The organism is Ktedonobacter sp. SOSP1-52 (genome assembly GCF_016587395.1).
Genome location: NZ_BNJH01000002.1, coordinates 1924176 through 1944689 on the forward strand (window position 1 = coordinate 1924176; position 20514 = coordinate 1944689).

15 protein-coding genes are annotated in these 20514 nt (G+C 52.4%); 8 read left to right on the forward strand and 7 right to left on the reverse strand.

From position 1 onward, the window contains the following. Positions 1 to 29: 29 nt before the first annotated feature. Positions 30 to 980 carry a BadF/BadG/BcrA/BcrD ATPase family protein gene (locus tag JMJ16_RS23775; RefSeq protein WP_201385530.1) on the forward strand — a complete coding sequence of 317 codons (951 nt, stop codon included), beginning with the start codon at positions 30 to 32 and terminating at the stop codon, positions 978 to 980. Between the two features lie 159 nt (positions 981 to 1139). On the opposite strand, the gene JMJ16_RS23780 is transcribed toward JMJ16_RS23775, so the two are convergent. Next, complete coding sequence (locus tag JMJ16_RS23780) at positions 1140 to 1922, reverse strand: sugar isomerase domain-containing protein (RefSeq protein WP_201383142.1); 783 nt, start codon at positions 1920 to 1922, stop codon at positions 1140 to 1142. A 255-nt stretch (positions 1923 to 2177) separates the two neighbouring features. Here JMJ16_RS23780 and JMJ16_RS23785 point away from each other — a divergent pair, with 255 nt between their 5' ends. Then, positions 2178 to 3044, forward strand: coding sequence for a DUF1206 domain-containing protein (locus JMJ16_RS23785; protein ID WP_201385531.1), 867 nt, complete (start codon positions 2178 to 2180; stop codon positions 3042 to 3044). 95 nt (positions 3045 to 3139) lie between these two features. On the opposite strand, the gene JMJ16_RS23790 is transcribed toward JMJ16_RS23785, so the two are convergent. Further along, entirely contained in the window at positions 3140 to 4054 is a 915-nt protein-coding gene (locus JMJ16_RS23790) for a hypothetical protein (protein ID WP_201385532.1), read from the reverse strand. Between the two features lie 20 nt (positions 4055 to 4074). Beyond that, the gene (locus JMJ16_RS23795; protein ID WP_201385533.1) at positions 4075 to 6459 is read right to left on the reverse strand and encodes a hypothetical protein; all 2385 of its coding nucleotides are present in this window, start codon (positions 6457 to 6459) and stop codon (positions 4075 to 4077) included. A 289-nt stretch (positions 6460 to 6748) separates the two neighbouring features. Here JMJ16_RS23795 and JMJ16_RS23800 point away from each other — a divergent pair, with 289 nt between their 5' ends. Then, positions 6749 to 8326 carry an acyl--CoA ligase family protein gene (locus JMJ16_RS23800; RefSeq protein ID WP_201385534.1) on the forward strand — a complete coding sequence of 526 codons (1578 nt, stop codon included), beginning with the start codon at positions 6749 to 6751 and terminating at the stop codon, positions 8324 to 8326. Positions 8327 to 8456: 130 nt separating this feature from the next. Here the strand turns inward: JMJ16_RS23800 and JMJ16_RS23805 are convergent, their stop codons facing one another. From JMJ16_RS23805 to JMJ16_RS23815, 3 genes are all read right to left on the reverse strand, one after another. After that, the gene (locus JMJ16_RS23805; RefSeq protein ID WP_201385535.1) at positions 8457 to 9488 is read right to left on the reverse strand and encodes a hypothetical protein; all 1032 of its coding nucleotides are present in this window, start codon (positions 9486 to 9488) and stop codon (positions 8457 to 8459) included. Between the two features lie 221 nt (positions 9489 to 9709). After that, complete coding sequence (locus tag JMJ16_RS23810; protein WP_236601666.1) at positions 9710 to 11458, reverse strand: AMP-binding protein; 1749 nt, start codon at positions 11456 to 11458, stop codon at positions 9710 to 9712. Between the two features lie 243 nt (positions 11459 to 11701). Beyond that, positions 11702 to 12937 carry a hybrid sensor histidine kinase/response regulator gene (locus tag JMJ16_RS23815; RefSeq protein WP_201385536.1) on the reverse strand — a complete coding sequence of 412 codons (1236 nt, stop codon included), beginning with the start codon at positions 12935 to 12937 and terminating at the stop codon, positions 11702 to 11704. A 678-nt stretch (positions 12938 to 13615) separates the two neighbouring features. Between JMJ16_RS23815 and pdhA the strand changes: the two genes are divergently transcribed. The 5 genes from pdhA to JMJ16_RS23840 all read left to right on the forward strand — a co-directional run bounded on the left by pdhA (position 13616) and on the right by JMJ16_RS23840 (position 18370). Continuing rightward, on the forward strand, positions 13616 to 14671 hold the full coding sequence (pdhA, locus tag JMJ16_RS23820; protein WP_201383127.1) for a pyruvate dehydrogenase (acetyl-transferring) E1 component subunit alpha: 1056 nt from the start codon (positions 13616 to 13618) through the stop codon (positions 14669 to 14671). 24 nt (positions 14672 to 14695) lie between these two features. Next, a complete protein-coding gene (locus JMJ16_RS23825; RefSeq protein ID WP_201385537.1) occupies positions 14696 to 15688 on the forward strand; it encodes an alpha-ketoacid dehydrogenase subunit beta in 993 nt (330 codons plus the stop codon). Positions 15689 to 15694: 6 nt separating this feature from the next. Continuing rightward, positions 15695 to 17008, forward strand: coding sequence for a dihydrolipoamide acetyltransferase family protein (locus JMJ16_RS23830; RefSeq protein ID WP_201385538.1), 1314 nt, complete (start codon positions 15695 to 15697; stop codon positions 17006 to 17008). Between the two features lie 222 nt (positions 17009 to 17230). Then, the gene (locus tag JMJ16_RS23835) at positions 17231 to 17623 is read left to right on the forward strand and encodes a phage holin, LLH family (RefSeq protein ID WP_201385539.1); all 393 of its coding nucleotides are present in this window, start codon (positions 17231 to 17233) and stop codon (positions 17621 to 17623) included. Positions 17624 to 17764: 141 nt separating this feature from the next. Continuing rightward, complete coding sequence (locus JMJ16_RS23840; protein ID WP_201385540.1) at positions 17765 to 18370, forward strand: DUF4870 domain-containing protein; 606 nt, start codon at positions 17765 to 17767, stop codon at positions 18368 to 18370. 103 nt (positions 18371 to 18473) lie between these two features. Here the strand turns inward: JMJ16_RS23840 and JMJ16_RS23845 are convergent, their stop codons facing one another. After that, on the reverse strand, positions 18474 to 20141 hold the full coding sequence (locus JMJ16_RS23845; RefSeq protein ID WP_201385541.1) for a serine/threonine-protein kinase: 1668 nt from the start codon (positions 20139 to 20141) through the stop codon (positions 18474 to 18476). Between the last annotated feature and the right edge of the window lie 373 nt (positions 20142 to 20514).

The window sequence follows — 20514 nt, forward strand, 5'->3', positions numbered from 1 at the left end:
ACAGGGTATATGTCTCGCAAGGAGCAAGTATGACAGAAGAACAGACCCTTTCAGCTCCCCTCGGCTTTCTGGGCATCGATGGTGGTGGAAGCAAAACGCTGGCCATCCTGATTGATGAACAGGGTCGCGAACTTGGGCGTGGGCAGGCTGGCAGCGCGAACTATGCCAATGTCGGGCTTGAGCAAGCCAAAGCAAGCATCTACCAGGCTGCGGCAGCGGCTCGTGCCCAGGCGCTAGGTCCAGTTGAGGTGCGCAACGCCTGGATTGGGCTCGCGGGCATCGATACCCCCCAGGCGCGCCACGACTTCACACCTCACCTGCGCGCACTGGCTCCCCACGTGCTCCTGACCAACGATGCTGAGTTGGGGCTAAGTGCCCTGCCTCAGGCCGTTGGCATCGTCCTCATCGCTGGTACAGGCTCCATCGCGCTTGGACGTGACCTGCATGGCAACATACAACGTAGTGGGGGCTGGGGGCACATCCTTGGAGATGAAGGGAGCGGTTACGCGCTGGGGCAGCAAGCTCTACAGGCCGCTGTACGCGCCGCAGACGGGCGTGGACCCGCCACCACCTTAATGCACCGCGTCCTGGAGCACTGGCAACTCACCAATCCCTATGATCTGATTTCCCACATTTACCCTCTGAGTGATAAAGCCATGATTGCTCAACTCTCTACCTGTGTCCTGCAAGCTGCACGCGAAGGAGATGCCGTGGCCAACGAGATCGTTCACCACGCCGCTGAAGAACTCGCGCTGGCAGTTAGTGCTGTCTATAGGAAAATGAATTTCGCGGGACAGCCGCTGGCCCTAGCCCTGTGTGGTGGCTTACTTATACACGAAGGGGCATTTCGGCAGCAGGTCATAGAGCAGCTCGACCGATGCCTCACGCTTGGTGAGATCGCGCTTGTGGATGAGCCTGCACGCAGCGCGGCTCAGGGGGCAAGTAATCTTACGAGCATCACTCATTGGCAACAGGCCTAAATGCTGAGTAGCGTGGCCAACGCTGCTAAATGGTGGATTCTCGTAGCTTTTAGTCTTTTAAAACGGCAGGTGTGAGCTGGTTTTCTCAACCGTTTGTGCTCACCGCATTGTGCTACGGACTACGTGAATTCACCATTTAGCAGCGTCGCCTACCTAGCTCTATACTGGGCGGATACGGTCGGCGTAGTACTGGACCAGGCGGTTATTGCGTTCCATTCCTCCTGGTACATTGGCGGAGAGATAGACTGGGGCCTCCAGTCCTTGTTCAAGCAAGAGGGCAATAATACCTGCGGTCAACATCTGGGCGATAAGCGCACCCGTGACAGAAGAAATAGCGCAGGCGGTACTGCCATCGGGTAAGGCCAGCAAGGCATCGCCGAAGGGTGCCTGATTATCGATGACGAGGTCGGCAAGCTCATAGAGCTTCTTGCCAGAGGGATGACGAGCTGGGGACTGATGCGTATGGGCCAGCGAGGTGACTGCCAGCAAGGTGTGGCCTCGCTGCTTCACCTGTTGCGCCACTTCAACAATAGCGGCATTCCCACCAGAATTTGAACAAATAAGAAATAGATCCTCAGGCTCAATATGGTAACATCCAAGCAACTCTTTTCCAGCCTGGAGATCGCGCTCAATATCAGGATGCATCACCACCGCAGGGGACCACCCCGCGCGCAAGGCCAGGTCCTCCAGGTCCAGCCGATTCACAGGGACCAGCCCCCCAGCCCGGCCAGCCAGTTCCATAGCAAAGGCGCGTGAATGACCCGTGCCATAGGTATGTATCACGCCACCACGCGCCAGGCAGGCGGCACACAGGCGCGCCGCCTCCCGCAAACCCTCCATCTGCGTTTGCTGTAAGCGTGTAACAGTCCGCATCGCCTCCTGCCAGTAACGCTCCATGCTCACGCCAGTCAAAGCATCATTGACTTCTCTCTGTTGACTCATACATTGTCCTTCTCTTCCGTGTAGTAAGGGAACCTACAGCATACTGCTCTCAGTATACGTCATCCTTCCCAGCTTAGCGCATCCTTTCGCGCTGCTAGCACGTGGTAAGAGTAGCGTAATAGATTGCACTTGCCTTAGAAGGAATACTTTCAACATTTAGACATCAATGTATCTTTTCAGAAATTCTCGCTTATAAACATTTCCCTTAGGCATAGAGAGAACTTATGAAATGATATTAATAAAGGAGTGACTCTCATGACACAGATGAAGGGGCATATCAACCAGGCAAGCCAGGATATGGGTGACGCCGCCAAAGACGTGGCCTACAGCAAAAGCATGACTATCTTCGCCCGTATTGGCTACGCCGTGCGCGGTATTGTGTATGTCTTGATTGGCCTACTTGCCATTGAGCTGTCGGTTGGACACGGTGGCAAAACAACTGATCAGACAGGAGCTCTTCAAACCATCAACCAGCAGCCATTTGGCGGATTCTTGCTGGCGGTGGTTGCCATCGGCCTCTTTGGTTATGCCATCTGGTCTCTCTTTCAGGCCATTCTAGACACAGAGCACAAAGGGAAAAAGACCATGGGCATCATTGGCCGCATTGGCTACGCCATTACCGGCATCTCGTATGGCCTGCTTGCCTACGGCGGGATCCAGACAGTAATGAGCGGATCCAGCCACCAGTCCAGCTCTACCAAGAACACCCAGGACTGGACAGCGCGCCTGCTGCATACAAGCTTTGGCGTGCCTCTGCTCGTGCTTGTTGGTATCATTGTGATAGGCCTGGGAGGGTACCTCTGTTTCAGGGCCTATAAAGCGGATTTCGTCAAACATCTCTCGCTCTACGAAATTCAGCCAAATATCCGCAAAATGGCGGTGTTCGCGGGGCGCTTTGGCTATGCCGCGCTGGGTATTGTCTTTGTGATTATCGGCATCTTCTTATTCGTCGCCGCGGTCCAGCATAACGCCTACGAGGCCAAAGGTCTGGATGGGGCCTTACAGGTACTCTCTCAGCAACCATTTGGCGCCTTTATGCTGGGTGTTGTCGCGCTGGGCATGCTCTCCTATGGCGTCTATTCCTTTGTTGAAGCACGCTATCGCCGCATTGGCGTAAGGTAAGCCACCAAACCAACGCTGCAAAAGCACACGTCTACATATAACTATCATATGTAGACGTGTGCTTTTGCAGCATCGTACCTAGTATGCCCTCCAGGTTAGAGATCTGGATGCACCAGTGCGCCCACAGCCCCTTCATAGCTCGCCAAAAGCTGGGACAAATCCTGCAATAAGCGTCCCACCCGGTTCATTTGTGCAATGATTTCACTCCGCTTCTGCAAATCATTGCGCAAATTTTCTTCGAGAAATTTTAAAAAGACCATTGCATCCTTAACATGCAAATAGAGCACACCTTTTTTAGCATTCATTTGCAGGTGCTTCTCATACACCTGGGCCAGTTGTGCCAATTGTGGGCTGGCGGGTAATCTGGGCATGGCTTCAATGTTCTCCATGGTATCCTGTCGTGGAAGCGAGGAGAGTTCTTCGGTGTGGGACTGAGGCTCATGCATCTCCAGGGTTTCAGATAAGGCGCGCACAAACTCCAGAAACATATAATATAGGTCGGCAATAAAGCCACGAACGCGATGAAGCGCATCCTCGACAGAGTGCTGCTGGTTCTGGGGCAGTTGCCCCTCTGCTTCTGGGTCAGTGGCAGCCTGGATTTCATCCAGCGTTGCCATAACCTCATTGAAGCGTACCACGAATGCATCGAGAGTATTGCCATTGCCCATATGCAAATATGTGCTATATACGCGATAGAGCGCCTCCAGGTGAGGTTGCGCTCTGGCAGCCGTAAACGCTCCCTGGTTCTGCTGGGCAGGGATCTCCAAAGAAGGTGCCGTCATTTGAGGCGAGACAGGCATTGTGCTTGTATCCTGCTCCTTTGGTGCGTGGGTTGCGGCCAGTGGACCCCGCAAAAACTGGAGCGTCTTCTCAATATCCGAAGCCAGTTCCACACGCTGCTCCTCTCGCAAGACAGCGTTGTATTTCACCATACTGAGGCACGCCAGGACTGTCGCGATTGCGTGCTCCAATTGTGACATTGGGGGCTGCGGTAAATTATCCCGCATCATGCAATGCTGCCCTCCCTTTTTTAACCCAGAACATTTAAGACAATAGTAATAACCTGTGGACTGCCTTTGATGCTGGCGCCGTTGCTGTCATAAGCTGTCAACGTCACATGTCCCCGGTAGGTGCCTAAGATTTTTCCCGCAGAATTCACTTCTATACTTAGCTCGTTTCCGCCACTCGTATTACTTCCCGTCGTAGAAGAGAGCGAAATCCAGGATGCATCAGTACTCGCGTTCCAGGTCCCACCACAAGCACCTGTACTGGCGAGAGCAATCTCCTGTGCCTGCGGAGTCGTATCTAACAAGGTGGCCTGGAATGTCAGTGTGCTCGGCGAGGCACTAAACGTGCAGGGTTGCGCTGTTTGCTGGGCAACGATGAGATTGATCGCGACCGTTTGTGGGCCACTCATCACGGCCTGGCCAGTGCTATCCGTCGCCGTGACCTGGACCTGGGTAGTATAGCTACCAGCGGCAAGACCCGCAGCGGTAACACGGACAGGAATATCGACAGAGCCACCTCCATCTAATGCGCCCTGAAGTGTCTGTATTAGCAGCCAGGATGCGCCACCAGTGATTTGCCAGGAGAGGCCCGCTTGCCCAGCATTAGCCAGGCTAATACTCTGTCGCGTACTACTGGCCTGACCCGGTGAAAGCGTAAACGAGAGATGGGTCGGCGTGACTGCCAAGCTGGATGTTGTCTGTGACCCCGTGGGCAGAACTGTCGCTTGCACACTGATCATCTGACTTAATTGCGCGGTCTTCAGCACAAAGGAGCCTGTATACAGGCCGGGTGCCAGCTTCGTGGCATCCACGGTCAATGCTATATCTGTCGAGCTCTGCACATCTAGAGTTCCCTGCGCCGGGCTGATCGTCAGCCAGTTGCTCTGCGAGCTGGCCTGCCAGGACAATTTCTCATGACAGCCAGTGGGGACATGTAGGCTCAACTGGTGCGGAAGAGTCATCTGTTGTCCAGCGCTCACACGCGCCATGATACTTGTCACGCTGGGCCGCACTTCACAGGGTGGGCGCACCACCAGGGAGAGCGCGATAGATTGCGGGCTGTTCAACGCCTTCTGGTCCGCCTGGAAGGAGATAATGCCGCTATAGACGTCGGTAAAGAGCGCCTGACTATGCATAGACAGGTGAACAATTTCGGCTTTACCGGGTGCGATATTCCCCATCCTTGGGTCTACATGCAACCACTCTATACGCTGCTGAAAACCAGACTCCTCAGAGAGCGAGGCCAGTTGCACCTGGCTAGCAAGCGACCAGTGAAGCGGTTTATTGCCTGTATTGGTAATCTTCAGGGTGTCTTCCACTACATCAGGCGCGCCATCAAAGGTGCTGGCTGCAATCGCTGGCGGAGATACCGTCAACACAGGACCCGGGTCGCCAGGCAGGGACTTTACCGTCATTTGCACCGTTACCTTTTGCGTGCCACCTGTACTGGCCATAATCAGCAGCGATCCCTTATATTCGCCAGGCTGTAGACCTGCACGAGAGACGGCCAGGAAGATAGTCTGGCCATCACTAAAGGTTCCAAAGGTCGGTGTAGTAAACAGCCAGGCTGGCTTGACATTGCCAATCGTCCACGAGATGGTTCCCCCACCTGTATTACGTAGACGCAGGGATTGAATAGAGTTTGAGCCTTGTAAGCTCGCTCCCATATCAAGCGTAGTCTGGCTCAGTTGCAGACTAGGTGGCTGAACCGCACCAACCACATGCAATGTGGCATAGGCAACATTACGCGTGGTGGCATCCTCAGCCTGTACAATATGCTCTCCCGCCTCCCAGTTTGCATCAATCTGCAAGTGCACCCTCGCCTTCCCGGCTTCATCGAGTTGCACATAGTTATCGGATTGATTGTGAGAGAGCGCTGGTGTCTGAAGCAGGCGCACCGCGACCTGTACATCACGCGTGATACGCACATGAGCACGAGGCGTAAAGCTGCTCAGGCGCAACTCGATTGTCTCTCCATGCGCGACCACGCTCTTCTCCAGAACCAATGCAGGCTGGGCACTTCCTCCCTGGCCCAGCCGAAAATAGAAAAAGGCCAGTGCCCCATCAGCAAGTGCCAGCAGCAGCAAGACGACTGCAATGATTTTCCAATGTCTGCGCACCCATATGCGTCGGTATGCGGGACGAGGCGTTGTCGGAACCAGGCTAGAAGGGAACATATGCTCCGCGGAGATCGGCGACAGCTCTGACAACACAGGTGTCACTGGTAGCTTCGGTAGTGCAGATACTGGCGGCTTCGCGGGCGAAAGAACATGCCCTTGTGTACCAGCCGAGAAGAATGTAGATGAACGCTCCTGCCCTGGAGAACTCTCCAGGAGAGCGATCTGGCATTTTTGACAGAACGCGACATCATTCGCACATGGATTGTTACATCGGAGACATTGATGCATCAAAACACTCCTGAAAAGGCACTATAACCACCAACCCCAATCAAGGTCTCACCTGGAAGCTCTCCGTTTTCTTGAGAGCGTGAGCAGCTTATTTTTTAATATGCAAGATAATTGCTCTTCCCTATTCTACATTGGTTAAGTGTAATTCTCGAATTTTTACCCCATTAGTCACGTTCTTGCATATGCAGTTCTACAAGATCCCTACATGCAAATATATAACATTACCTGTTACACAATGTATACTTAGAATAGTCTATTTTTGTCTGTATCGCCAGCGAAGGAGCTATATATGACAGAGAAGGTCTATCGCACAGAGTTGACACCTGTCAGTTTCCTGGAGCGTAGCGCGCTCATTTTCCCTGAAAAAGTAGCCGTTATTCATGGTCAGCGTCACTACTCCTACCTGCAATTTGCGCAGCGTGTTTACCGCCTGGCCGCGCAATTACGGGCGCATGGCCTCCATAAGCACGACCGCGTTGCCTTCTTATGTCCAAATATTCCACCCCTACTGGAGGCGCATTATGCCGTACCAGCCGCAGGCGGTATTCTTGTCGCGATCAATACGCGCCTGAGTTCCAATGAGATCAATTTTATCCTGCAACATTCTGGCGCCAGCTTTCTCTTTGTGGATGATGAGCTCTATCATCTCGTGGAGCAACTCAACCTCGACGCACTCCAGGTGATACGTATCGCCGATGATGGCACTGACGACGATCCATACGAGCAATTTCTGGCCCAGGGCGATCCACACCCCCTGCATAGCTGGCTGGCTGATGAAGAGGAGACTATCTCCATCAACTATACCTCCGGGACAACCGGCAACCCCAAAGGCGTGATGTACACCTACCGGGGCGTCTATCTCAACGCGCTTGGCGAAGTCATCGAAACAGGCTTGAATAGCGAGAGCGTCTACCTCTGGACACTGCCTATGTTTCACTGCAATGGCTGGTGCTTTACCTGGGCGGTGACAGCCGTGGGGGCCACTCATGTCTGCCTACGCAAGGTAGAGCCAGGACAGGTATGGGACCTCCTGGAGAGCCAGGGCATCACTCACTATAATGGCGCACCTACCGTCCAGATCTTTCTGGCCAACCATCCCAAAGCCCATCCGCTCTCGCATCCTGTAACGGCGACTATCGCGGGCGCGCCTCCCTCGCCCACCTTACTGGGGCAGCTCAAAAGCCTGAATATTCGCCCACTTCATGTCTATGGCCTGACCGAAACCTATGGCCCCTACACCGTCTGTGAATGGCACGAAGAATGGAATACGCGCTCAGAAGAGGAACAGGCAGCCCTCCTGGCGCGACAGGGACAGGGCTATGTGACCGCGGAGCAAGCGCGTATCGTCAATCCAAATCTGGAGGACCTGCCCAAAAATGGGAGTACCATGGGTGAAGTCGTCATGCGTGGCAATAACGTTGCCAAGGGCTACTATGGCAACGAACTGGCCACAGAGAAGGCCTTTGCTGGTGGTTGGTTCCACTCGGGAGATATCGGCGTCTGGCATGAAGATAACTATATTGAATTGCGTGATCGCGCCAAGGATGTGATTATCTCAGGCGGCGAGAATATCTCCACCATCGAGGTCGAGCAATTCATCGCCCGTCATCCAGCGGTACTTGAATGTGCAGTGGTTGCGATCCCCGACGCCACCTGGGGCGAGCGTCCCAAGGCCTTTGTAACGCTTAAACCTGAAAGAGAGGCCACAGAGGAGGAGATCATGGCCTTTTGCCGGGAACGCCTGGCCCATTTCAAATGCCCCACTGCCGTAGAATTTGGGCTCCTCCCCAAAACCTCAACTGGCAAGGTGCAGAAATATGTGCTACGCGAGAAAGCATGGCAAGGGCATAAGAAACGCATCAATTGATTAGCATATGCATGTTTTTTGGCTTGCCCCCTCGCGCCTGCGGCGCTCACGTTGGGGAGTAGTGTGAAGAGTGCTGATAGCCGCAGGCTATCAGCACTCTTCACACTACTCCCCAAAAATGATTTACTCGCTATTCAACCTGGAGAGGATGATATCCATCTTGCATCATATTGAGATCTACCGCCAACGCAAAGAGTTCTTGCTCAAGTTGGCTCCAGACGAGTGCCTCCGCTTTCCGTATATCCAGGTTCTCACCGCTACGCATGCTGGTCAGCATCACCTCGGCGACCCGCTGGCGGAAATTGAAGAGCACCTTCTCCTGATTGCTTGAGTGCGGCATAATTTGCAGGCTAATCTGCTCTAGTGGATAAAACTCTTCATAGTCGAAGACCAGCGAGAGTAGTTCGGCATACTGTTCTATCAGCTTAAGTCGGGGAGGCAGAAAATAGTTGGTGACAGCGCTTGAGACCAGGAAGCATCCAGCCACCTTTGACTCGCGGTAGATAGGATAGGCAGCCGCGCTCTTCTCCAGTTGGTCCCAATGCACAGGGCGCACCCCCTGCTGCTCCTTAGAACGATTCTGCAACACACTGGATTGGCAGGTCCCTACTACATAGCCTGAAAGCGATTCCATACCCAGAAAAATAGCATGCGGCTCCAGATTTGCGGGCCAGGGCGAATTCCCAAACCCTATACGTTCACGCAGGCTACACACCTTGCCATTTTGAGACGGTGGCATACACTGAATAAGGATCACGGCCATGCCCTGCTTTTGTGAATCCAGCTGGTCAAGGGCGTGACGTAGAATCAAGTTTGTGATACTCCAGGAGCGCTGTATGTGCGGCATAATGGTATATGTATTGAAAACCTGTGCATACAATGCTGAAGAAATAAGATCCTGTTCCTCCCCTTGCTTACTCAATTCTAAGCCCAAAGAAAAATCGGGGAATTCGACTACAATGAGTTCTTGCAATTCGGCGCGATATTGCGGCAATACAGAAAGCAGGCGACGCAGATGCTGGTAACGTGGATTTGAGGCATTGCCTGCCCAGCGCCCCAGAGTCACAACATTGACACCCAACAAACCCGCAATCCGCTGTCGCTCCTGCATATCTTGAATGATACTGCCAAGTAGTTCACGCCAAGAGGTATATTTCTCCACGTTCCTACCTTAAATCAGAGCTTTTGTAGCTACATTTTTATCATTATATCTTTCAAAATAATAACAGCCTTCGCACTATTACGTCAATTGCTTGTGTTGCTTTTGCTGTTTTTTTTAACAAAATTCTAATATGCGCTTGCTCGCATGAAGAAGAGAAAGATGTTGCATTTATGCAAAAGTGCAAATGCAACATCTTTCTCTGAAAAAGTTGGCGTGTGTGCTTATGCAGTCTCGATAGAGGCTGCGCCCTGTAAACCTAGTTCAGCGATGGCCTGCTGGCGCATTAAGTACTTCTGAATTTTACCGGAGATGGTCATAGGGTAGGCATCGACAAACTTAATATAGCGCGGGATTTTGTAGTGCGCGATCTTTCCCAGGCAGAAGGCACGCAGATCCTCTTGACTGACGGACTCGCCCGGCTTTAGCTTAATCCAGGCCGCGATCTCTTCGCCATAGAGCTCATCGGGAACCCCAATGACCTGCACATCACTAACCCGGGGATGGGTATACAAAAATTCCTCGATCTCACGGGGATAGATGTTCTCCCCTCCCCGAATGATCATATCTTTGATGCGCCCGACGATATTAATATAGCCCTCTTCATCCATCGTTGCCAGGTCACCTGTATGCATCCAGCGCGCCTGGTCAATGGCAGCCTGCGTTGCCTCGGGATTATCCCAGTAGCCCAGCATAACGCTATAACCGCGCGTACACAATTCTCCTGGTATGCCCTGAGACACAATCTGACCGCTTTCAGGATTGACAATCTTAATTTCGAGATGCGGATGAATCTGGCCCACTGTGGCAACGCGCTTCTCAAATGGCGAATCGAGCCTGCTCTGCACCGAAACGGGTGCCGTTTCTGTCATGCCGTAACAGATCTCTACTTGTGACATATGCATGCGGTTAATCACGTTGCGCATGACTTCAATGGGGCAGGGAGAGCCAGCCATGACTCCGGTCCGCAGGCTAGCCAGGTCAAAGGTATGAAAATCTGGATGCTCCAATTCGGCGATAAACATGGTCGGCACACCATAAAGCGCTGTGCACTGCTCCTCTTGCACAGCCTGTAATACGGCCAGGGGATCAAAGCTCTCGGAGGGGTAGACCATAGTTGCGCCATGCGTCACGCAGCCCAGGTTGCCCATAACCATACCAAAGCAATGGTAGAGCGGCACAGGAATACATAGTTTGTCTTCATGGGTAAAACTTTGCAGACGAGCTACAAAATAGCCATTATTGAGAATGTTGTGATGGCTCAGCGTCGCCCCCTTGGGGAATCCGGTCGTACCACTGGTATATTGCACATTGATCGGATCATCAAATTCAAGCGTGCGCTGACGAGCGTACAGTTGATCAATACCAACCTGCTCAGCTCGCTTGAGCAGCATCTCCCAACTAAACATTCCCTCAGTCGCGTCTTTTCCCATACAGATAACTGTATGTAGCGCTGGTAACCGGGCTGATTGCAACGCTCCTGGCTCACAGCTCGCAAGCTCAGGGACAAGCGCTGTAACCATTTCAGGATAGTTTGAACTCTTGAACGCGGGAGAAATAACCAGCGCGCTACAACCGGATTGCTTGAGCGCATACTCCAGTTCATGCAGGCGATAGGCTGGATTAATATTGACGAGGATAGCGCCAATTTTGGCGGTTGCGAACTGGGTCACACACCATTCGGCACGGTTGAGCGACCAGATGCCGACGCGGTCTCCCTTTTCAATTCCCAGGCTCATCAGACCCCTGGCACAGCGCTCTACCTGCTCATGCAATTCGCGATACGTCCAGCGTATCTGCTGAGCACGCGCAATCAACGCCAGGTGATCCGGATAGCTGGCAACTGTCTGGTCAAACATATCGCCAATGGTGAGCCCCAGGAGGGAAATATCACTGATGCCACTGGTATAGCTCCACTTTTGCACTACCTCCTCAGACGTTGCCTGAGGGACTGCTGTCTTACTCTCCGTCATGGCTTGCTCCTCTTAATACAACCGTTACGAATCAGGATCTCATCTTCATGAGATAACTGCCAATGCTATATCTTCATCATGTGTACAGAGAATTAGTAAAAAATCCTGAAAATTGCCATCTCTGTCCCTACAAGCCTTCTTGTCGCGATATTAGCTAAAGATTAACTCATGACGCATAAAAATACAACTCTACACAAAAGAGGGATGGACAACGTTGCCCATCCCTCTTTTGTGTATCTCTTCCTAATGAGTGAGCGTCCAGGTGGCCAGAGTGTGTCGTGCTAAATTCTCTGAATTTTGGTCGGTCGCTTCCTGATCAATAGAGATCGGCAGGATCACGGTAAAGGTGCTTCCCTGTCCGAGCGCGCTCTCTACATCCAGGCGCCCACTGTGTCGCTCTACAATTTTGCGCGCGATATACAAACCCAGACCCAGGCCGGTTTGCTCACCTGACTGCACCTCGATCCCTGGCGCGCGATAGAATTGCTCAAAGATATGTTGTTGCTCCTCCTGAGGAATGCCCACGCCCTGGTCCTCCACCTGGATCCACGCCTCATAACCAACCTGCTGTAAACGTATTGTGATAGTGCTGGGGCTGATCGAATATTTGCGTGCGTTGGAGAGCAGGTTGATGAGGACCTGGCAGATACGCTCGGCATCAATCTCTGCTTCAACCATTTCAGCAACGATCTCACTTGTGACGTCAGGCCCTGCGCCAGCTGTATATTCGCTCAGCACACGCTGGCAGAGTTGCACCAGGTTACAGCGTTTGCGATGAAGCACAAACATATTGGTATCCATCATGGAAGTATCCAGCAAGTCCTGTACCAGCACTTCAGTGCGGTCGATTGCGTGTGACATATCCTCCAATCCCTGCTTAAAGACCTGCTTGTTGACCTCTTCATCCAGTTGTTTGTAGAGGAACTGTGTCATCCCCTTCAGACCTGAGAGAGGAGCCTTCAGCTCATGGGAGACGATACGGAGAAACTTGTCTTTGAGTTCATTGGCGTTCACCAGTTCACTGGTGCGTTTCTGCACCTGCCATTCAAGCGAGCGGGCATGTTGTGAGAGAGCAATATGCTGTTCAAGCACCTGGCGGCGCAATTGATAGGCTTGAATGGCACGTTGGAGCGCCGCGACAAAGGAGTCTCGATCTATTGGCTTGAGGATATAGTCATAGGCCCCACCACGCAAGGCACGTATGGCCAGGTCATACTCGCCATGGCCTGTGATAAGCAGTGTGGGGGTCTCAGGGCGCAGCCCCTGAATACGTGCCAGGAGTTCCAGGCCATCCATCCCCGGCATCTTAATATCGCTTATAATAGCATCGTAATCATGCTCTCGAATCATAGCAAGGCCACGTTCGGCGGAATCGCATGTATCAACGTGAATATCGTCCATGCGCAGATACAGGGTTTGTGGCAAAGCGCGCAAGAGGGCGGTATCATCGTCAACGATGAGAATAGAAGGCGTTGTCATGTCTTTTGGCTACTCCCAACCCCAGATTTTAAGGAAATTCGATAGAAGTTGCTTCTGGTACGACAGCACCAACCAGGATGGATTCAAGGCGAGAGTTTTCTCCCATACACCATAGTGAGTGATCTATTCTCATTCATCTGGTACTCCTCTTTCCCTTCCACACACAAAATACGACGAAAGTAGAGAGAAAAAGCAACTGCCAATAACTTTCTTAAAAACACTATTTAATCCGATTGGCACAATGGAAAGAGGGAGGAGGGAAACGCCACCACCAGGTGGGATCGCGAGCGTGCCATAGTACTTCCCTAGTACTCCTGGTATGTGCTGGTATCTCTGGAGAGAGGGGACAGAAGGGCAGAAGAAGCTCAACTGAGCGAGCGCTAGCTCATATTCCTTGCTCTTCAGGCAAAAACCTTAAATTCTACCCTCACGTATAGACATAACCATGCATATCTTTTGTATAATAATCCTTGGACTGTCATCGGATAGATACGTTACAACCAGTTAGCACGGAGGCGTACAATCAGTTGAACGTTGAGCATACTTTCTAGGAATTTTCCAGATAGCACACCGCCATGTTTTCCACATGTAGCCTTTTCTTGTGCTACCTATCTTGCTGTTTGAAATATAGCGCCTCCCACGTTACAATCATGTAAAAAAAAGAAACCAGGAGCCGTCATGAACACGGAACAGAAAAAGCGGTCGAAGGCCTCTGAGCTTGCTGACAGTAGCAGACCAGACGCCGCGATCATCGCAAACGAAGACAAGGACACCTTACTCAAGTATTACTATGAGATGGTGCTCATCCGCCGCTTCGAAGAGAAATCGGGCGAAATGTACAACAAAGCCCGTATTGGCGGTTATTGTCACCTGAATTTGGGCGAGGAAGCCACCGTCGTCGGCTTCTGCCACGGTCTTAGTCCAGAAGACTATATCTATGCCAACTATCGAGAGCATGGATATGCCCTCAGCCGTGGCATCTCCGCGAAGGCAGTTATGGCCGAGCTATTTGGAAAGTCTACAGGCATCACCAAGGGTCGTGGCGGTTCAATGCACCTTTTCGATATCAATAGTCGCTTTATGGGTGGCTATGGCATCGTGGGTGGGCAGGTGCCCCTGGCGGTGGGTGCCGCTTATGCGATTAAATATCGCGAGGGCAAGGAGGTCGTCGCGTGTCAGATGGGCGATGGCGCGACCAATGGTGGTCCCTTCTATGAGTCACTCAACCTGGCTAAGATTTACCAGTTGCCCGTTATCTTCTTCGTCGTCAATAACCAGTATGGCATGGGCACACGTGTGGAGGCTGGTTCAGCCGTCGCTGAACTGCATCGCAAAGGCAACGCCTTCGATATGAACAATATCCGCGTCGATGGCAACGATGTCCTCGCGGTACGCGACGCCATGCGTTCGGCCGTTAAGCTGGCGCGCGAGAAGAGCGAACCGACCCTGATCGAGGCGGTCAGCTTCCGCTTCCGTGGGCACTCGGTTGTTGACCCTGACCGCTATCGCGACAGAGACGAGGTTCAGCGCTTGCGCGGTATCAATGATCCTATCGCCAAATATACCGCACGACTCAAGGATGCGGGTCTGCTAGATGACACCAGGATCAACGAGATTGCTGAGCAGGTTGAGCGGGAGGTTGAAGAGGCTGTTAACTTCGCGGAAGAGAGTCCCTTCCCCTCGCTAGATACGCTCTATGACTATATCTACGCTGATGACACAGCCGCTCACTAAGGTTCAGGGAAGGGATTGTATTCCATGGCAGAGATGACATTTAGACAGACTCTTCATGACACCTTGCGCGACGAAATGCTGCGCGACAAGGATGTCTTCTTACTTGGAGAAGAGATTGGAATCTTCGAAGGCTCCTACAAGATTACCGCGGGTCTGCTCAAAGAGTTTGGCTCCAAGCGCGTGCTCGATACACCTATCGCCGAGAATGGCTTCGTAGGTATGGCCGTTGGCGCCGCTATGCTTGGCTTGCGCCCAGTCGTCGAGATCATGACCATCAACTTTATCTTGCTCGCCATTGACGAGATCGTCAACCACGCAGCCAAGATTCACTATATGTTTGGCGGCCAGACGGCTGTGCCAATGGTCATTCGTACCCCCGGTGGTGGTGGTCAGCAGCTCTCGGCAACCCACTCCCAGAACCTGGAAGTCTGGTTCGCACATGTACCAGGCCTCAAAGTCGTCGCGCCTTCAACGCCTGAAGATGCGCGTGGCTTGCTACGCACCTCCATCCGCGACAACAACCCGGTCCTCTTCCTGGAGAACCTGGCGCTGTACAATACCAAAGGCAATGTTCCTGAGGGCGACTATACTGTCCCCTTCGGTAAGGCTCGCATCGCTAAAGAGGGGCATGATCTGACCGTCATCAGCTACTCACGCATGGCCTCCATCGCGCTTGAAGTCGCCACCCGCATGGAGCAGGAGAGCGGCCTGAGCATCGAGGTCATCGACCTGCGCTCACTGCGCCCCCTGGATACCGAAACCATTGTCAAATCGGTGCAGAAGACCAATCGCGCCGTTATCTTTGAGGAGGACTGGCGCACCTATGGCGTTGGAGCCGAAATCGCCGCCACGCTTCAGGAAGAGGCGTTCGACTACCTGGATGCTCCTATCAAGCGTGTCGCCAGCATTGAGGTTCCTCTCCCCTATTCCAAACCACTCGAACTGGCCGCGCTCACAGGAGCGAAACAGTTGATCGAGGCCATCAACGAACTCGCACCTCGCCGCAAAAGGAGATAAGATACCATGTCCGACGTAAGCATGCCCCGACTCAGCGATACCATGCAGGAAGGTACCATTACCCGCTGGCTCAAAAAGCCCGGTGATGAAATCAAACGGGGCGATATCATCGCCGAAGTCGAGACCGACAAGGCCAATATGGAGATCGAGGCCTACGACAACGGCATTCTCGAACAAATTCTCACCAAGGAGGGCGAGGTTGCCCCCATTGGTCAAACCATCGCCGTCATCGGCACGGGCGCGGGTGCAAGCAAAGGCGCAACGACCAGCGTAGCCGCGAGTGCGGAGAGCAAAGTGACTGCGAGCGCCAATGGGGCCAGCGCGCCTCAACAGGAAAGCAAACCAGAAGTCGTCGTGGCTTCAACTGTATCTACCAGCGAGGTGTCTACTACGGTCGAGGGTCGTGTCAAAGCCTCTCCCCTGGCACGCCGCATCGCTGAAGAGCATGGTATTGACCTGGGTCAAATCAAGGGCACAGGCCCCAGCGGGCGCATCGTGCGTGATGATCTGGAGGATTACCTCTCCCAGCAGCACGCGACGACCCCAGTGGCCTCGGTAGCGGCTCCTGCTCAGCCAACCCAGGCGGCTCCGCAATTCCAGGCGCCAGCCTTTGCCCAGGCAGCAATTCCTGAGGATTCCGAGGTCGTAACCATCTCGTCTGTGCAGAAGAGGATCGCCAATCGCCTGCTTGAATCCAAGCAGTTTGTGCCCCACTTCTATGTCAGCAACGAGATTGATATGACCGATGCCCTGGCACTACGCCAGGTGCTCAATAGTGCAGCTGGCGAAGAGGGCACCAAGGTCAGCGTCAATGACCTGATCATTAAGGCCTGTGCCCTGGCGCTGGAGAAATTCCCTGATGTCAATGGCTCATATCGCGATGGGCAATTCATTCGCCATAAGCACATCAATATCGGCGTAGCTGTCGATGTACCCAATGCCCTCGTCGTCCCCGTGATCAAGGATGCCAATATTAAGGGGGTACGCACAATCGCCCGCGAGGTGCGCGAGCTGATCCAGAAGGCACGCAACAATAAGCTCTCGGTCGCGGACCTGAGCGGTGGCACCTTCTCAATCTCGAACCTGGGTATGATGGACGTCAGCGGTTTCTCGGCGATTATCAATCCACCTGAAGCCGCGATCCTGGCTGTGGCCTCCACGCGCAAGACGTTTGTTCCCGTCGATGGGCAACCCGTCATTCGCGATATCATGCCACTCACACTCTCAGCCGATCATCGTATTCTCTACGGCGCAATGGTCGCGCGCTTCCTCCAGGAAGTCAAACGGCTCTTGCAAAATCCCTATGCCTTGCTCGGCTAAGATCTTATTCCGAAACCCAACGTCACTTATGTGACTAGCGCTTCCCTCATTCGGGGACAAGCGCACTAGGGTGGTTCGGAGAAGAAGTAATCTACAAAAGGAAGAAGGCGCTGGCACGTTGCCAGTGCCTTCTTCCTTTACTCTAACTCTATCACCAAAAATACTGCAGTATGAGCGTTTCTATAGTGGAACGATGTTTTTAGTTGACAGGAGGTTTCACCTATGAAAGATGCAAATTTTTATCAACTTTTAATCGTCCTCTTGCCCATCGTTTTACCACCGCTCATCTCGGTGTCCAGCGTGCTCTACAAAAAGCTTATACAAAATCTGCCTGAGCAGCGTCGCTCGATGGTCGAGCAGGTCGTCAACTCCGTAGTTTCAGCTATCGAGCAGACCGCCAACGATGTGACGACCAGCGCGGATAAAAAGCAGGCGGCTGTGACTCTGGTGCAGCAGGTGCTTAAAGAGTTAGGCATACCCGCCTCGCCCACAACCATCTCGGTCATGATCGAGGCGGCAGTATACGCGCTAAACCAGGCGCCGACCGCATCTACTCCCGGTAACAATGGCTATACGCAAGAGGGCTATGCCCCAGGATACCAACAGGCATCCTAACGTCCTATATTGTCAGAAGGAAGGGTGGCTTGGGGCGAACGCCCCCAAGCCACCCTTCCTTCTGACAATATAACCTTTTTTTGCCTGTAGCGTAATAGATGGTATAAGCATCCTTGCATAATGAATAAAGAGGAAGACTTCATGGGCACACCATCAAATCAAGATCCTAATTCCTATGGGGGCTATAGTGGCTCCACGCCGCCTTCACAACCACCATATAATCCTGACGATCCCTATGGAGCAACATTACAATCACCGTCCTCTGGTGGCTATGAGCAAAGCTATGGGGGTCAGCAGCAGCAGCAACAACAACAGCAGCAATATCAGAGTTCGACCTCCTACCAGCCACCCCGTAGCGCGGTTGAACGCCAGCAGGCTTATGGTCAAACATCGACAGGTATGAGCGCCCGCAAGGCCGCCATCTGGAGCTATGCATTGGGACCTCTGAGCGGCATCTACTTTCTCTTTCGCGAGCGTCAGAATCGTTTTGTGCGCTTCTCAGCGGCGCAGTCCACGCTCTTCTCGCTGGCAGTCCTTGCATTCATTGTAATCCTCGGCTTGCTTAAGTCTCTCCCCGTTCTCGGCTTTATTATTGGACTTTTTGGGTGCGTGTTCAACATTGTCGTTGTGGCGCTGGTCCTCGTCTGGATCTTTCTGATGCTTCAGGCATGGCGTGGAGTCAAATTCAAGATTCCCTATATCGGGGATTTTGCCGAGCGCCTCTCAGGCACACGCGGACAACCCTAACGCGCGAGGCTACTAAAGTACGCGTCTACATATCATGGTATGGCATGATATGTAGACGCGTACTTTAGTAGCCTCGCGCCCGTCCTCTTGTTGCTCTCTACACTCAGACACAATAGTTGCGAAATGCCTCGGCGAAATGTAATACCGATGCAAAACGCTCTTCAGGCCGTTTGGCTAGCGCTTTGAGCAAGACCATATTTACGGATGTCGATAAAGCGACGTTGTACGAGCTTGGCGGCTGAGGCGGCATGTTGAGATGCATATGTTTCATCGTCTGCTCAGCGGCTTTCTGGAAGGGGGGACGGCCCGTCAATAGCTCATACATCATGGCGGCCAGTCCATACTGGTCCGAGGCAGGCAGGACCCGGCCCGACCAGCGCTCAGGAGCCACATAGAGATAAGCATCCTGAGAATGAGAGAAGAACGAGCCATCCTGCGTCACGGCAAAATCTCCGAGCAAGAGATGGAGGTCGCTCAGCGTCTTCCCTTTCTTTTGTATCAATAAATTGGAGAACTTAAAGTTCTGATAGATCACGTTATTCTCATGTGCGAACTGTAGGGCCTCAGCCAGTTGCATAAGGACTGGGGCCACATCGCGTGGTGTAAAGAGCTTATTCTTCCGCTCTCGTATCCACTCATTCAGCGAGCCTTCAGAACACAATGGCATGGTTTTGAAGATAAAAGGAACGCCACTGATATAAGACTTTCCCGTATTCAAAACCGGCAGGATGTGCGCGTGCTTCACCGATTCCAGCAAGCGAAATTCTAGTTGAAAGATATTATCCTCTTCCAATGTCCTGTCCATAAGCGCGTAGGGAATGGCATCGGTTGGATAGGCTTTCAGGGCAATATCGCTCTCACGCATACGATCATAAGTACGATACACATGTTTACTAAGCGGAATACTCACACGATAGCGCCCCAGTTCCTGACCTTCTAATGAGGGCAGTTGAAGTTCAGGAGCCCGTTTGGCAGGAGAGGGCGTTTGCTCACGTGGCCAGCCCGTATTCCCGGTTTTCAAGGCGGCATCGGTATTGGTTGGCAAGGCTGGATAGGATTGAGAAGGGAAATCACGCTGAGGAACCTGAGTTATTGGCGCTTCCCTGCCAGGTCCAGGTAGTGTAGAGGGTGACTGGTGGGGAGGCACTTGCCTCTCAGCGGGAGTCTGTGTCTTACGCTCATTACCTTCCAACCAGGAGGTGCTAAAAGGCGAGAAAGGCCGAGAAATTGGTGCCTGCGGTGCAGGGGTCGTGGGTGTAGAGGCGGGAGCGTCTGGGTAGTTCAGAGGCGGTAACGTATAGGAAGGCGGGTTTGTTGTAGGCCGTGTATTCCTCTGCATACCCGTCTCCGGCCAGTTTAAAGAAGGCTTGTTAGTGGTAACATCACGTGCTTGAGAGAGCAAACGAATAATCACGACATGCTGCTGCTTCGTCTGGGTCAGAAGGCGTTGCAGAAAGAAGCGGTCATTTGTTTCTGCATGGCCAAGCACAACAGCAAATGGCAGGATGGTCCCCTGTAAAATAAGCGTAAAAGCATCTAAGGCACTGGTCGTCACCATTGACGGATACCCACTCGTTGCAAGAAGATGCTTGATGTAGCGTGAACGATTCTCATTCGGGTCAATAATGAGAACATGTTGTGGACGCATTGACATCCCGGTCGCGGTCTGTCCCTGCTTCTCAGCTTGCTGCAAAATATTCAAAAGCGGGACGCGAATGTACTCAGGTTGCTCAAACGAAAATGGTAGTTCATACCTGTCAACGTTCACCATAACACCAGCTCCTAAATCTGCGGTGACTCACAAAAAAACATGCTTTCCCCCATCCCTAGAGTACTACAAAATCCCCTCTATGAAAAGAGCTTTTATACGCTGTTTTAGCTATAAAATAACTAATTTTAATAATTTCTTTATACGCCAATGTAATAATCTATGCCCTCTGGTGTGGCTTCGCAAGAGCACTGAATATATTTTCATTTACACAAATGTCTAAAAATGCATCTTTTGTTAGCATATGTAATCACCAAAAACCGTTTTTGCTATACCATGCTATTCTTGTTTTTAACGAATCGGTACAGCCCAGCCATTTAAGGGATAGGAGGGTACAAAATTGAAGAGGGATCAAAACTGTATCCGCTAAAAACGA

What these genes read in the sequence shown, in the direction of transcription:
- JMJ16_RS23775 (WP_201385530.1), top strand. Translation starts at nt 30, where the DNA reads ATGACAGAAGAACAGACCCTTTCAGCTCCCCTCGGCTTTCTGGGCATC.
- JMJ16_RS23795 (WP_201385533.1), bottom strand. Translation starts at nt 6,459, where the DNA reads ATGCATCAATGTCTCCGATGTAACAATCCATGTGCGAATGATGTCGCG.
- JMJ16_RS23830 (WP_201385538.1), top strand. Translation starts at nt 15,695, where the DNA reads ATGTCCGACGTAAGCATGCCCCGACTCAGCGATACCATGCAGGAAGGT.
- JMJ16_RS23790 (WP_201385532.1), bottom strand. Translation starts at nt 4,054, where the DNA reads ATGATGCGGGATAATTTACCGCAGCCCCCAATGTCACAATTGGAGCAC.
- JMJ16_RS23840 (WP_201385540.1), top strand. Translation starts at nt 17,765, where the DNA reads ATGGGCACACCATCAAATCAAGATCCTAATTCCTATGGGGGCTATAGT.
- JMJ16_RS23835 (WP_201385539.1), top strand. Translation starts at nt 17,231, where the DNA reads ATGAAAGATGCAAATTTTTATCAACTTTTAATCGTCCTCTTGCCCATC.
- JMJ16_RS23845 (WP_201385541.1), bottom strand. Translation starts at nt 20,141, where the DNA reads ATGGTGAACGTTGACAGGTATGAACTACCATTTTCGTTTGAGCAACCT.
- JMJ16_RS23785 (WP_201385531.1), top strand. Translation starts at nt 2,178, where the DNA reads ATGACACAGATGAAGGGGCATATCAACCAGGCAAGCCAGGATATGGGT.
- JMJ16_RS23825 (WP_201385537.1), top strand. Translation starts at nt 14,696, where the DNA reads ATGGCAGAGATGACATTTAGACAGACTCTTCATGACACCTTGCGCGAC.
- JMJ16_RS23780 (WP_201383142.1), bottom strand. Translation starts at nt 1,922, where the DNA reads ATGAGTCAACAGAGAGAAGTCAATGATGCTTTGACTGGCGTGAGCATG.
- pdhA (WP_201383127.1), top strand. Translation starts at nt 13,616, where the DNA reads ATGAACACGGAACAGAAAAAGCGGTCGAAGGCCTCTGAGCTTGCTGAC.
- JMJ16_RS23815 (WP_201385536.1), bottom strand. Translation starts at nt 12,937, where the DNA reads ATGACAACGCCTTCTATTCTCATCGTTGACGATGATACCGCCCTCTTG.
- JMJ16_RS23810 (WP_236601666.1), bottom strand. Translation starts at nt 11,458, where the DNA reads ATGACGGAGAGTAAGACAGCAGTCCCTCAGGCAACGTCTGAGGAGGTA.
- JMJ16_RS23800 (WP_201385534.1), top strand. Translation starts at nt 6,749, where the DNA reads ATGACAGAGAAGGTCTATCGCACAGAGTTGACACCTGTCAGTTTCCTG.